Raw genomic sequence first — 12837 nt, 5'->3', positions numbered from 1 at the left:
ATTGCTAATGATTATCAATTGATTTAATATTAAGTCAACTTTCCTAAACGGAATACCCCCTTCTCAACTTGCGTTCAATAGGCTGGCAACGTATGTGTGATAGTTTCAATATTCGTCAAATGGAAGCCTTCAGAGCCGTTATTAAGCATGGATCCATCAGCCGTGCAGCCAATAGTTTGTTTATCACCCAATCCGCCGTTAGCAAACTCATTTCAGCACTGGAAGAGGATGTTGAGTTGACCTTGTTTGAACGGCGCTCTGGACGCCTGCAACCCACACCTGCAGCACTAAAACTCTACGAACACAGCGATGGCGTCTTTACCGAACTGTCTCAACTGGGTCGAGAAATAAAGCTTTTAAAAAAAGAAGGTCCTCGAGTCTTTTCAATTGGACTCCTGCCTGTACTGGCGAGTCGCTATTCGGCAGAGGTGTGTAAAGCGTTTCGTCAACGACACCCGACGATCCATCTTTCTCTGATGACGGGGAATACCGCCATGATCAAAGATTTACTCATTAGCCGAAAACTGGATGTAGGCATTATTTCAACCCCCATTAATCACCCTGCATTTGTCTCTGAGACGGTGTTGGGTTCCTCCTTAGTCTGTGTGATGCCGCAAGACCATCCACTCACGAGTAAAGACGTCATTCATGCACAGGATCTTCATCAGTTTGAGTTCGTTGACTACAATCCAAATGACCTATGCAGTGCAGTACAAAGCAAACTATTTGATCAGTTTAATTGCAGTCCAAAACTCACGATAAACGCAACCACAGCCTCGTTGGTCATGAACCTCGTTGAATCTGGGTTTGGCGTGGGACTGGTTCATCCTGCAACAGCCTATTGGCGAAAAACAGGTCTCTGCATCAAACCCTTTTTACCTCAAACACCTATTTCGTATTATTTTTGCCATGATCAGAACCTACACAACGCAGACCTCATTCAGTCATTCGCTGAATGCATGGATGAAGTTCATGCTCAAACCTTCGATGTCTAATCCGTACATACAACCTCACAATTTTAACTGGGCTCTCTCTCAATGACACCAAACGAAGAAAATGGCATCCAATACAGCCATAGACCTTATTAACTACGTGACTCTCCCAACTGCTTAAACTAACGCTGGATAAGAGTTTTTTAAGAGAGTCGGTATAGAGCCTTAGGTGACTCCTCAAGCACCCTAAACGCCTCCGCTGGATCAGCCACCCACGAACTTAACCACTTTAATGTTTCTGCATATGTATGCTTTTGCTCATGTCGAGTCCAAGGCCAATCGCTACCCCAGACGAGTCGATCGCTCCCTAAATACGCTAACAATGCGTGTGTATATGGCTTTAAATCAATCACTGGTGAGCGGTAGGGGGCTGACAGTTTAAGCCAAATATTGCCCTCGTTACCGGCTTATATGTGATGCTGGGATTTGGTCTTATGGGTTATTTACTAAACCGCTTAGACTTCCCACTGGCTCCAATTGTCCTAGGAGTGTTATTAGGTCCTATGGCTGAAAGCAATTTTCGCTTATCCATGTTGATTTCACAAAATGACTGGACGCTTTTCTTCACTCGTCCTATCTCTCAGGGCATTATTGCGCTACTGGTAATCGTTCTTGGCTCACAAGTATTCAAATTTTATCGACGAGAAAAGGGGCCTAATACCCTAGGCTAAATGTACATTTTGATAAAAGTGACTGCTTTCGGGTAGGTCTTCATGACCCACCCACATCCACGGACATGCGACACCATAGCACTACGCAATAAATTATAATTATCAAATTATGAGAAATGACCCAATACAGTGCAAGTATGCACAATAATGAACCGTCTCAAATACCCGCAAAAACATGAGCACATTCGGGTTGGCCAAGCGGCTATTTCACGCCCAATTAAGACTCTAGCCTTCCATCTATCCAGCTTATCTAAACAACTTCATACCAAAAACTGTTTATAAATATTGATTTATAATCAATAAATTAAACAAACATTTCTAAAAAAAGATTACTTCAATACACATACAACGACCCACTCTTACTTTTATAATTACGTTTCATCCCAGACAGTTAAGCTGTCTTTATACCTCCTAACACCTTAACTCTAGACTCAACTTTCTTTCATTTTCCTCGAATCGCTTGAACAATAACGAGGCAAAGCTGCAGGGTTAAAATGAATTATTTTCATCATAAAAGATACGTAAATGACTATAAATATAACAATCAACTATTGCTCAAGCACCAAATAATCACTATTCTCACATTATGAGATTTAACTAGGTGTAGTCATGAAAAACATTAGCGTTATCTTATATGCATCAGACATGGGGAAAGGAAGTAAGCCTGCTTTTCAAGCGGCAATTCATCAAGCATTTCTCAGTAATGCTCAGATTATTTACTTACACGTCTTGGAATCCGATGCCGGAACAGCTGAAGAACTCATTAATGCCTACATGCCGGAAGCCTTCAACAAAGTAAGACTTCAGAACATGTACACAGAGCTACGTAAGAAGATCAAGAAAAGGCTAACCGACTACCATGAAGAAGCTCTGATAAAGCAGGAAATGCCCAATATTCCAGAACCGATTATCGAAGTTGTTCAAGGAAAAGCCGATCGAGTCATTCTCGATACCGCTGACCGATTCAATGCAGATTTGATTGTTATGGGGGACAGATCAAGCTCTTCTCTGGCGCGTGTTTTTCTCGGATCAACTGCCCGAAAAGTGATACATCACAGCAACATACCCGTTTTAATCATCCCACTTGAGGCCGAATAAACAGACTCAAACCTAACTCAAACAACAAGAGGCTTAACATGAAAAAACTTACAAAAACAGTTATAGGAGGCCTTTTGGCCTGTGTCGCCGCATCGGCTCCCATTGCATTTGCAAGTGATTATCCCAATCGCCCTGTAAGATTTGTTGTCCCTTGGCCACCAGGTGACCTTGAAGATATTTTGACGCGTATTATCGCTGAAGAAATGAGCAAAGAAACAGGAAAGCCAGCAACTGTCGTGAATAGACCTGGCGGCGGAGCCGTCATCGGTGCGAGCGATGTAGCACGAGCCAGGCCTGATGGGTTGACCATAGGCTCTTTTGTAAATGACTTGCTCACATTAAAAATCATGTCTAAGTCTGTGCCTTGGGATGAGTCAACCTTCGAACCTGTCGGCATTTTTCTTGACTACCCATTTGTTATCGCCACACGAAGTGATGCCCCTTATAGCACCATTCAAGAGTTGGCTGAATACTCACAAACAAACCCAGTGTCACTCGGTCACTTTGGATATCAAGCAGGCCCAACTGCAATGACATTCAGTGCAGCAAAACAATTGGACATCAATTTTAGCTCTGACGCGCCATTTGATGCTACAGACTGCTCTGTACTAACCAATGGAGATGCTGACGTAATCAACACAACGACACAACTTATCCTCCCATGTTTAAAATCAGGAGAGGTCAGGGTCCTTGTATCCTTTACATCTGAACGAATAAATCTTGCTCCTGAAGCACCAATGCTCAGTGAAATAACGGATATTACACTGACGACTTGGAATGGCTTATTTGTTCCAAAAGGCACTCCGACTGAGATCAAACAACGCATTGCTGAAATTGCTAGGAATGCTCTGAGATCAGAGCAAGTTAAACAAATAAGTGAAACAACTGGTGCGATTATCTATTGGCAAGGCGAAGCGGACTCTCGCCAGCGTATCATAGAAGAAATAGAACTGAGCAGAGAGCTGCTTCAGTACATGAGATAAATAATCCCTGATAAAGCATTGTGAATGCGGGATGTGCTGAAGCAATGCTACATTCGGAGTCGTAGCACATGAAAATAACAAAAGCTGATCAATCTAGATCCTTAAAGGATATAAGAGTGACTTCAATACTTTATGGGAATGAAAGATACCCATTCTACATAGGCATACTTTTAATTAGTTTTGCATTGTTACTCTTTCTACCAAGTCAAGTGACAACAATGGAAGGTAAGAATTGGTATCTTCAGCCAGCGTTTGGACCAATTATTGGTCTATCTGTTATGACTTTATTTTCATTTATTTATGTATGCAGAGTCCTTATAAAAGCGTTAAAAACACACCCTAAATACTGGATAGAATACCTCTACGAAGGCTTATCAGACACACGGGTACCTATTCTGACATGTCTTCTTTTTTACATTTATATAAAGTCAATTGGAATACTAGGCTTCTTTCTATCTACGCTAATTTTTATTTGCACATTGTTATTTCTGACACGATTGATAAATCGATTTTGGCTATCCATGAGTCTAATTGCAACCATCATTATTATTTTAATTTTTAGAGTTTCTTTGGGTTTATGGATGGATAACGTTTGGCTCTATGAGTTTTTTCCCATTCCAATTTCAGACTTTTTAAACAAGTATTTTTGATGAGCTGTAGAAATGGATAATATCATATTAGGTTTCAATGAAGTTTCAACACTAAGTGTTATTCTTGCTATTATTATAGGTGCCTTAATTGGTGTCACTATTGGCTCAATACCTGGGCTAGAACCTGCAGGGGTCATTGCTATTCTGCTGCCATTGAGCTTTTCAATGGAGCCGCTAGCGGGCGTCATGTTGCTGGTGGGTGTCTATGGTGGGGCATGGTATGGAGGGGCGATACCTGCCATTCTCATGAATACTCCCGGAACACCGGTTGCCGTTCTGACAACCTATGATGGCTACCCTATGGCTCAAAGAGGCGAGGGAAAGAGAGCTCTATCTATCGCTTACACGTCTTCATTTGTGGGTGGGATGATCAGTGTCACCTCATTAGTACTGCTTGCACCAACCCTAGCCAACGTTGCTAGAAAGTTTGGATCACCGGAGTTTGCGATGCTCGCGCTCCTCGGCATGATATTTGTCGTTTTAGCCCATCGTAAGCACGTCATTGCGGCCATCATTATGTTAGGGTTCGGTTTTTTTCTTGGGACAGTTGGCTTAGACCGAGCCTATAACACTCAAGTATTTACTTTCAATCAAACCTGGTTGCTCGGCGGCATCCCTCTAGTACCAGCCGTCATTGGATTGTTTGCCATGTCGCAAGCCTTTGTACTCTTATCAAGCAAAGGCAATGATAGCTTCGAAACAAAGCTTGATGGAGGCGGATACTTTTCAGGCGTGATAGAACTCCTGAAACACAAGCTGGTTGTTCTCCGCTCGGCATTTCTTGGCGTCATTATGGGCTTAGTACCAGGTGTTGGTGAGTTTGGCTCCCAGTTTTTTTCATACACCCTGACTCAAAAGTTTTCAAAAGACCCAGACAGCTTCGGAAAAGGCAATCCTGCCGGTTTAATTTCTTCAGAAACCTCGAATAATGCTGTTACGGCTTCAGTGATGGTACCTTTGCTAGCGTTTGGTATCCCAGCCGATGCGCTAATGGCAATGCTACTGGCTGTATTTATGGTGCATAACTATATTCCAGGCCCAACTTTGTTTGTTGAAAGACCGGAGTTTATTTCAGGACTTTATATATCTTTATTTTTAATGAATATTGTCGCATTCTTTTATCTCACTTTTGCAACCAAATGGATGGTTAATTTAACACGAATTAAAGGACGTTTTATTGGAGCTGTCATTCTTGTTCTTGGTTTCATAGGCAGCTACAGCCAGAATTATCAGATTACAGATACTTTAATCGCCCTTTTCTTTGCTTGCGTTGGCTACGTATTAAGAAAGAATGACATACCGGCCATTCCAATTATTCTTGGCATGGTACTGGGCCCAGTATTTCTAACACGACTAACTCAGTCGATGGGGATATCAAATGGTGATTTATCAATATTTATTTCGCGCCCAATTAGCTTAACACTTCTGTGCATAATATTGGTTACCATATTTATTTTCGTACTCGGAAAGATACGCTCTTGGAACTTTATAAAAATTCCAAAGGTGCATAATAACCCCTAAGACTTTTATATTAAATCCCTCTCAATATACCTAACCTCACATGGTTAAACACAAATAAAAACTTATCTTATATTTAGGTAATACTATGAACGATAACACTAAGATTGATTTTATTTACCTTTCTGAACAAGACATGATTAAAGCGGGCGTTACTGATATGCCACGTTGCGTTGACACAATGGAAGAGATGTTTTCTCTGTTGTATCAGGGAGATTATCGTATGGCTGGACCCAATAGTGATTCTCATGGAGCGTTGATTACATTTCCTGACACTTCCCCCTTCCCTAGTATGCCAAAACCCACAGCCGATAGACGCTTAATGGCCATGCCTGCCTATTTAGGGGGCGACTTTCAGACCTGTGGGGTCAAGTGGTACGGCTCAAACATTGCTAACCGAGAAAAAGGCCTACCAAGGTCAATCCTGATGATGATCCTAAATGACATCGATACAGGTGCTCCTTTAGCCTTTATGTCGGCTAATTTGTTATCGGCTTACCGCACGGGAGCTATCCCAGGCGTAGGCGCACGCCACCTTGCACGCAAAGATGCTAAAGTCATTGGTCTTCTAGGACCGGGGGTCATGGGTAAAACCACAGTATCGGCTTTTATGGCTGCCTGTCCTGATATAGACACCATTAAAATTAAAGGTCGTGGCCAAAAAAGCTTAAACGATTTTATTTCATGGCTGAAATTAACCTTTCCTCAGATCACCAACATACAGGTGGTTGATACCATTGAAGAGGTCGTCAGAAATTCTGACATCATCACTTACTGCAATTCTGGAGCCGTCGGTGACCCTCTAACCTACCCAATCGTCAAACGTGAATGGGTCAAGCCCGGGGCTTTTCTGGCCATGCCAGCGAGCTGTCGATTAGACGAAGGCATGGAACAAAAAGATATACGCAAAGTACTGGATAACACCCGTCTATACGAAGCATGGTATGAAGAAGTGCCCAAACCAGCTCACAAGTATATTCCTTTAATCGGTGTTCGCTGCATGGACATGATTGCAGAAGGCAAAATCACTTTGGATGAATTGGAAGACCTCGGAAAAATTGTCGCTGGTGATGCTCCTGCTCGTCGAAATAATGAAGAGATTATCATCCTTTCTGTTGGTGGCATGCCTGTCGAAGATGTCGCGTGGGCTACGGTTGTCTATCGCAATGCAATTGCTCAAGGTATTGGTACTCAGCTTAATCTTTGGGAAACACCAGTCCTGCGATGAACCTGACCTTAGATCTATCGGCTTAACGTCAACAACAAAACTTAGCTTACAAAAAATGATTAAGGAAACGAACATGACCCAAGTAATTAAAGTAAAAACAGGTTCAAAATTTGAAGAACTTGGAAGCTATTCACGTCTAGTGGCTGTCGATAACTGGATTTACGTGTCAAATACGGCTGGCCGTAATCCTGCAACTCAACTGATTTCAGACGATGTTATTGAACAGGTAGAGCAGGTTTTTAACAATATTGAACGAGCTCTGGCCGCCGTAAACTCCAACTTAGGCGATGTCATCATGTCACGTGTATTCATTCAAGATCCAGCCGATACGCCTGCTGTTATGGAGTTTATTGGTCGAAAATTTAAAGGTATTAATCCAGCGACCACGGTTACTTGCCCCCCGCTCGGTTCAAACATCTACAAAGTCGAGTTAGAAGTAACCGCTTTTCGAGGTGCAGCAACAGCCGATGTAAAAGAAATCATGCTGTCTCAATAACCTTTGTATTAGGAGGCTAAGCCATATCAAGCTCGGATATCAACCACCTCCTCATCTGGATACGTATATGACAAAAACAGTTGAAACAATCAAAACACAGGACACAATTCCGGCATCAACCCATGTTGTCATTATTGGTGGTGGCATTATTGGTATCACAGCTGCTTTAGCCTTAGCAGAACGAAACATTCCAGTGGTACTGCTTGAAAAGGGGCACATTGCCGGAGAACAATCCTCTCGGAATCTAGGGTGGATACGTAAAACCAATCGTCATTTTCACGATGTTCCACTGGCCATAGCCGCAGATAAACTCTGGGCCGAAATGCCTAAACGCATCGGCAGAGACGTGGGATATCGACAAGCAGGCATACTGTTTCTGGCTCAAACGGAAACTCAACTGGCTATGCACGAAGCGTGGGTTCAATCTGTTGAATCATTATCCCTCGACTCTAAAATGCTCAGCACACGCGAAATAGATCAAAAAGTTCCTGGGGGACAAGGAAAATGGTTAGGAGGGGTTTACACCGCATCAGATGGACGTGCTGAACCCGCAATTACTGCGACAGCAATCGCCAAAGCGGCGATGAATAAAGGAGCAATTCTTGTTCAAAACTGTGCGGTTAGGTCACTGTCGACGTCTGGTGGAAAAATCAGCGGTGTCATGACGGAACAAGGTGAGATCCGCTGCGATCAAGTTCTGTTAGCAGGCGGAGCTTGGTCAAGGCGATTTTTAGGTAACTTAGGCATCTCCTTGCCTACACTGCCACTCATTTGTTCAGTGTTAAGAACCAAGCCAATGCAAGGCCCTACCGATATAGCCGTTGGTGGACCTGATTTTTCATTTCGAAAACATCAAGAGGGTGGTTTCATCATCACTCAGCGCGGGGCTCTCGATGCGCCTATTACGCTTGATCATGTATTACTAGGACACCGCTACCTTGAGCAATTACGAACCCAAAGGAGTTTTTTACGTATCTCGTTTGGACATGAATTTATCAAAGATCTCAAGCTGAGCCGTCGGTGGAAAGCGCAGTCCCCTTCTCCCTTCGAAACGATCAGAACACTAAACCCCCACGCCAACCCTAAACTTAATCAAGAGGCTCTTACCAACCTTCGTAATGCTTGGCCGATTTTTGAACAAGCCGAAATAGATGAAGCCTGGGCAGGGGTGATCGATGTGACCCCTGACTCTCTTCCTGTCATTGACAAGATTAGCCAAATCCCAGGACTGACGATTGCGTCGGGTTTTTCAGGACATGGATTTGGAACAGGCCCGGCCGCTGGACAATTAGCAGCAGATCTCATCTCCAATAGTCATCCAATTATTGATCCCAAGCCCTATGCTTTTGATCGATTTTGACAGGGTTAGGCGAAAGTGTATGTAGAGTTTTCTGAACCGTTATAGGGAGTAAAAGACTTATATTTGACCCAAATTGACGGTTTATCTAAGAAGAGCAGAACAAACGCTCTGCTCTTCTATGTATTAAAATGCCCAGTACACTTTTGTAAAGCCCTCTTCACCCACTTCGAACGTCACTTTCTGCCCCTTTTCAACAACCCACCCCTCTCCAATAGAGTACTGTTGACTCAATCCAGTATTCATATCAGTAATGATTACCGAGCCTTCAACAACAATGGCATGCTCTGAAAAAGGATACTCGACAAGGTATTGTCCCTTTTCACTTCTAAAAACAGCAAATGAAGAGTCAGCATTTGTTATTGACCCTATTTTCTTTTCATATACCTTTGCATCATCCTTGTCATTTTTCGTAATTGCTCCTAGCTCCGAAGCCTTTCCAATCAAATCCAATTTTTTATAATCACTCTTCAATATTGATTTCATCATACTTACCCATGACTGATATTATTTTACTTTAAATAAATATTTAACTATTGATGTAATTTATACAATACTGTTTAATAATAATCCAACTCAAAAGACAAAAGGGATTTCCCCTTGTCTCTCACTCCCCAATATAATCACTTAAATTAATTGCGGAAAAATCAGCAATATAATTAGTGTTAATAAAAATGCAGGCAAGAAAAGGCTTATTCCTCTCATAATGTTTTTAAAACCAATACTCGGATCAAGTGCATTCACAATAAAAGCATTGACTGCTATTGGTGGTGTGATAGCTCCCATGCCCGTTGCAAGGCAAACCATGATTCCAAACCATAAAGGCTCGTAACCAAGCGACAAAGCCACCGGAAGAAAAATTGGCATTGCAATCACCAAAAACCCCATTGCATCCATAATCGCACCACCTAGTAGAAAAATCAGCAGAATAGTTGCCATAATGAAAAGGGCCGAGATAGGTAACTGAGTTGCCCAGTCAGCAATAATAAAAGGAATGCGAGTGATCGCTAGAAAACGCCCAAACACCACTGCCCCAATAATAAGCATCAATATCATTGAAGAGTATATCAGTGTATTTTTCATAGAGCTCTGGAACGACTCCCACTTTAACTTTCCTTGAATAGTACATACAACAAGAGCGCCAAGACAACCAACAGCAGCAGCTTCTGTCGAGGTAAACCAACCCGCAAACAAACCACCCAATACAATTGCAAATAATAAAAATGACTCAATTACACCTGACATTTTTTTAATTTTTTGAACTAAAGGTGTTTTTTTACCAGCAGGCCCCATCAATGGATATCTATAGCAAATCAAAGCAATGGTTAGCATAAAAAATGAAACCAATATAAATGCGGGAATAATGCTGGCAAGAAACAAATCGCGAATCGCTAATTCGGCTTGTAAAGCAACAATTATCAGTACGGAGCTAGGAGGGACTATGGTTCCTAATGTCCCAGCTGCAGCAACCACCCCGGCCCTAAGGGTCGGATCATACTCATATTTTTTCATTTCGGGTAAAGCAATACTCCCAACAGCAGCCGTTGTCGCTGAATTTGATCCACAAACAGCCCCAAAACCAGCTCCTGTTAGCACTGTAGTGCTGGCCATAGATCCCTTCATGTGCCCTACCCATGCGTAGGCCGCATTCATAAGTTGTTTCGTAATTCCTGAGCGAGACAGTATTTCCCCCATTAAAATAAAAAGTGGAATAACACTCAATGGATAGGATGAAACTTGCTCCCAAATCCCTGCACTAATTAAATTAAAGGCTGCCATTGGGCCTATAATATAATAAATACCTGAAAATCCAACAATTAACATTGCAAAGCTAACGGGGACGCTCATCGCAATCAACAAGAAAAGGCTGACTACACCTATAAGAGATATAATATAATAATCCATCTAACCTTCCTCTTTAGTATCGGTTTATCAATCTATTAAGAACCAAATACACATCAATAATTAGCGTGATACTAAATGCAAAAAAACCAAAAGCAGCAATCATGATAAATCCGTAATACGGTATCTGAAGGGTTGGCGACAAGCTCTGACGATCCATAATATTGATACCAAACTTGCATAACTGCCATGACAAGACTAAAAAAAATATCGCACTCAATACAGCAATACAAAGTTGAATAAACAATGATATCTTGTTTGGTAGAACATCAATTAATGCACTCATCGATACATGTACTTTTTTACTTTGTGATTCAGCTAAAGACAGAGATATCACAACGGCGGTCAACCACCCGACTACCTCAGCAGTGCCTCCAAATGAGGTCGCGAATTGTCTAAGAAGAATGTTCGTCGCAACGATGATAACAATCGAGACGAGAGCAACCCCTGCAATACTCAGTAAAAGATTACTGACCATAGAATGCATACGGAAAATGAGTGCATTTGTGCATTGATCAGTTGATTCGGTTTCTGTATTCATTGACACGATCACCTTTCTAACTCGAATACGAGAAAAGAAGGGCTATAAAGCCCTTCGTCATTGGATTTTGGTTATTGGTTCAACTGATGATGGGCAATTCTATCCCTCAATGTGGCCACCAATTCACTTCCAGGCAACCCCATTTGATCCACCGCCGTGATACGCGCATCCAATAGCGGCTGCAACTTTTCATCCCAACGACCTGACTCGTCTTCGGTTAAGGTAACGACATTCAGGCTTTCCTCGCGTCCGGACCATTCAAGAGACTCTTTCACTCGACCATCCAAATAACCACCTGCAAACCCTGCTATTTCTGATCCCATTTCTTCGATAACGCGTTGCACAGCGGAGGGTAGTGAATCCCAGCGATCCTGTCGCATCACCACTACAAAAACAACATTGGTTAATGGATAATCAACCACGTGCTTGGCCGTGCGGGCAAAACGAAGATCCATTAGCGTTTCTCTAGAGCCTACATAGCCTGAAATAACGCCTGTCTGAAGAGCCTCACCTGTTTCTGGCATACTTAAGCCCACTGGCACCGCGCCAAGCTCACGTAACACTGCAGCACTGTCACCTGGAACTCGTAATTCTAATCCTTTGAGATTTTCAAGGCTGTCCACACGCCCTTTGCTGTGAATACGACCGGGCTCTGAAGTAAAAGCGGTCAATATTTTGAAATTATTAAACCCCAATTGCTCTGAACTGTAGATCTGCGTGAGATCATAAACCGCTTGACTCGCAACAGAAGAGCTAACATTAAGCCCAGTAACCGCACCCGCAAGGCTTAGTAAAGGGAAACGCCCAGGATCATACGAAACAGCAACCTGACCTATATCAGCAACCCCTGCATGAACTCCATCAAACATGTTCCCTGCACTTAACAATGCCCCTCCAGAGAACACACGAACTCCCACACGCCCATTGGTTCTTTCTTTAAGAACTTCAGCCCATTTATTTGCGGTGACTACGGGAAACGTCTGAGGAGGGGATTCTGAAGCATACACAAGCGAGATCTCTGCGGCGGATACATCCTTTAAAGGGATCGCAATCAGAACAGACAGACCAATAGCGGTAAAGAGTGAAAGGCGCTTCATTCGATTCTTAATCATCACTAAATCCTCAAAACATAATTAGATAAAATCTCATATAGTGATAATTAATATAAAATATAACACAAATCAACAATTATTTTAATTCTAATATCATATTGTAGGATTATGTCGCAAATAGATAAGAAATAGATTGAATTATAGTGTATGTACAATCCCTTAAATACAACAAACACTCTTTGGTAACACTCATGGGGTCAGCATAAATAGACGAGTCTGAGCGATGAGCGAGACATCCTCAGACACCACAATTTCATAACTAAATCGTTATGGAATTGTGGTTTTTTAA

General features: G+C 42.3%; 13 protein-coding genes. 8 read left to right on the top strand and 5 right to left on the bottom strand.

What is annotated here, in order from left to right; genetic code table 11:
• The first annotated feature begins 92 nt into the window (after positions 1-92).
• Entirely contained in the window at positions 93-995 is a 903-nt protein-coding gene (locus F5971_RS06260) for a LysR family transcriptional regulator (RefSeq protein ID WP_223116275.1), read from the top strand.
• Between the two features lie 140 nt (positions 996-1135).
• Here F5971_RS06260 and F5971_RS06255 read toward each other — a convergent pair whose 3' ends face one another.
• Positions 1136-1381: an amidohydrolase family protein gene (locus tag F5971_RS06255; protein WP_193494617.1), complete on the bottom strand. Its 246-nt coding sequence runs from the start codon at positions 1379-1381 to the stop codon at positions 1136-1138.
• Positions 1382-1426: 45 nt separating this feature from the next.
• On the opposite strand from F5971_RS06255, the gene F5971_RS06250 reads away from it, so the two are divergent.
• The 7 genes from F5971_RS06250 to F5971_RS06220 all read left to right on the top strand — a co-directional run bounded on the left by F5971_RS06250 (position 1427) and on the right by F5971_RS06220 (position 8996).
• Complete coding sequence (locus F5971_RS06250) at positions 1427-1663, top strand: hypothetical protein (RefSeq protein ID WP_193494454.1); 237 nt, start codon at positions 1427-1429, stop codon at positions 1661-1663.
• A 609-nt stretch (positions 1664-2272) separates the two neighbouring features.
• Positions 2273-2761, top strand: a complete 489-nt coding sequence (locus F5971_RS06245; RefSeq protein WP_193494453.1) for a universal stress protein — start codon at positions 2273-2275, stop codon at positions 2759-2761.
• A gap of 38 nt (positions 2762-2799) precedes the next feature.
• A complete protein-coding gene (locus F5971_RS06240; protein ID WP_193494452.1) occupies positions 2800-3744 on the top strand; it encodes a tripartite tricarboxylate transporter substrate binding protein in 945 nt (314 codons plus the stop codon).
• Positions 3745-4406: 662 nt separating this feature from the next.
• Entirely contained in the window at positions 4407-5915 is a 1509-nt protein-coding gene (locus F5971_RS06235; protein WP_193494451.1) for a tripartite tricarboxylate transporter permease, read from the top strand.
• An 85-nt stretch (positions 5916-6000) separates the two neighbouring features.
• The gene (locus tag F5971_RS06230; RefSeq protein ID WP_193494450.1) at positions 6001-7140 is read left to right on the top strand and encodes an ornithine cyclodeaminase family protein; all 1140 of its coding nucleotides are present in this window, start codon (positions 6001-6003) and stop codon (positions 7138-7140) included.
• Positions 7141-7213: 73 nt separating this feature from the next.
• Positions 7214-7636: a RidA family protein gene (locus tag F5971_RS06225; RefSeq protein ID WP_193494449.1), complete on the top strand. Its 423-nt coding sequence runs from the start codon at positions 7214-7216 to the stop codon at positions 7634-7636.
• Positions 7637-7703: 67 nt separating this feature from the next.
• Positions 7704-8996 (top strand): NAD(P)/FAD-dependent oxidoreductase, encoded by a 1293-nt coding sequence (locus tag F5971_RS06220; RefSeq protein WP_193494448.1) that lies wholly within the window; start codon positions 7704-7706, stop codon positions 8994-8996.
• Between the two features lie 123 nt (positions 8997-9119).
• Here the strand turns inward: F5971_RS06220 and F5971_RS06215 are convergent, their stop codons facing one another.
• The 4 genes from F5971_RS06215 to F5971_RS06200 all read right to left on the bottom strand — a co-directional run bounded on the left by F5971_RS06215 (position 9120) and on the right by F5971_RS06200 (position 12548).
• A complete protein-coding gene (locus tag F5971_RS06215) occupies positions 9120-9482 on the bottom strand; it encodes a cupin domain-containing protein (protein ID WP_223116274.1) in 363 nt (120 codons plus the stop codon).
• Between the two features lie 138 nt (positions 9483-9620).
• The gene (locus tag F5971_RS06210; protein ID WP_193494446.1) at positions 9621-10898 is read right to left on the bottom strand and encodes a TRAP transporter large permease; all 1278 of its coding nucleotides are present in this window, start codon (positions 10896-10898) and stop codon (positions 9621-9623) included.
• 13 nt (positions 10899-10911) lie between these two features.
• Positions 10912-11436 (bottom strand): TRAP transporter small permease, encoded by a 525-nt coding sequence (locus tag F5971_RS06205; protein WP_193494445.1) that lies wholly within the window; start codon positions 11434-11436, stop codon positions 10912-10914.
• 71 nt (positions 11437-11507) lie between these two features.
• Positions 11508-12548, bottom strand: coding sequence for a TRAP transporter substrate-binding protein (locus F5971_RS06200; RefSeq protein WP_193494444.1), 1041 nt, complete (start codon positions 12546-12548; stop codon positions 11508-11510).
• Positions 12549-12837: the final 289 nt, after the last annotated feature.

This window comes from Nitrincola alkalisediminis, from assembly GCF_009821115.1.
Classification (GTDB): domain Bacteria; phylum Pseudomonadota; class Gammaproteobacteria; order Pseudomonadales; family Balneatricaceae; genus Nitrincola; species Nitrincola alkalisediminis.
Note: the sequence above shows the minus strand (reverse complement) of the source record. Positions and strands in the feature narration are given on the sequence as shown.

Excerpts from the sequence above, each read along its gene's own strand:
- F5971_RS06200 (WP_193494444.1), bottom strand. The coding sequence starts at position 12,548 with ATGATTAAGAATCGAATGAAGCGCCTTTCACTCTTTACCGCTATTGGT.
- F5971_RS06245 (WP_193494453.1), top strand. The coding sequence starts at position 2,273 with ATGAAAAACATTAGCGTTATCTTATATGCATCAGACATGGGGAAAGGA.
- F5971_RS06250 (WP_193494454.1), top strand. The coding sequence starts at position 1,427 with ATGGGTTATTTACTAAACCGCTTAGACTTCCCACTGGCTCCAATTGTC.
- F5971_RS06225 (WP_193494449.1), top strand. The coding sequence starts at position 7,214 with ATGACCCAAGTAATTAAAGTAAAAACAGGTTCAAAATTTGAAGAACTT.
- F5971_RS06220 (WP_193494448.1), top strand. The coding sequence starts at position 7,704 with ATGACAAAAACAGTTGAAACAATCAAAACACAGGACACAATTCCGGCA.
- F5971_RS06240 (WP_193494452.1), top strand. The coding sequence starts at position 2,800 with ATGAAAAAACTTACAAAAACAGTTATAGGAGGCCTTTTGGCCTGTGTC.
- F5971_RS06230 (WP_193494450.1), top strand. The coding sequence starts at position 6,001 with ATGAACGATAACACTAAGATTGATTTTATTTACCTTTCTGAACAAGAC.
- F5971_RS06260 (WP_223116275.1), top strand. The coding sequence starts at position 93 with ATGTGTGATAGTTTCAATATTCGTCAAATGGAAGCCTTCAGAGCCGTT.
- F5971_RS06235 (WP_193494451.1), top strand. The coding sequence starts at position 4,407 with ATGGATAATATCATATTAGGTTTCAATGAAGTTTCAACACTAAGTGTT.
- F5971_RS06215 (WP_223116274.1), bottom strand. The coding sequence starts at position 9,482 with ATGATGAAATCAATATTGAAGAGTGATTATAAAAAATTGGATTTGATT.
- F5971_RS06205 (WP_193494445.1), bottom strand. The coding sequence starts at position 11,436 with ATGAATACAGAAACCGAATCAACTGATCAATGCACAAATGCACTCATT.
- F5971_RS06210 (WP_193494446.1), bottom strand. The coding sequence starts at position 10,898 with ATGGATTATTATATTATATCTCTTATAGGTGTAGTCAGCCTTTTCTTG.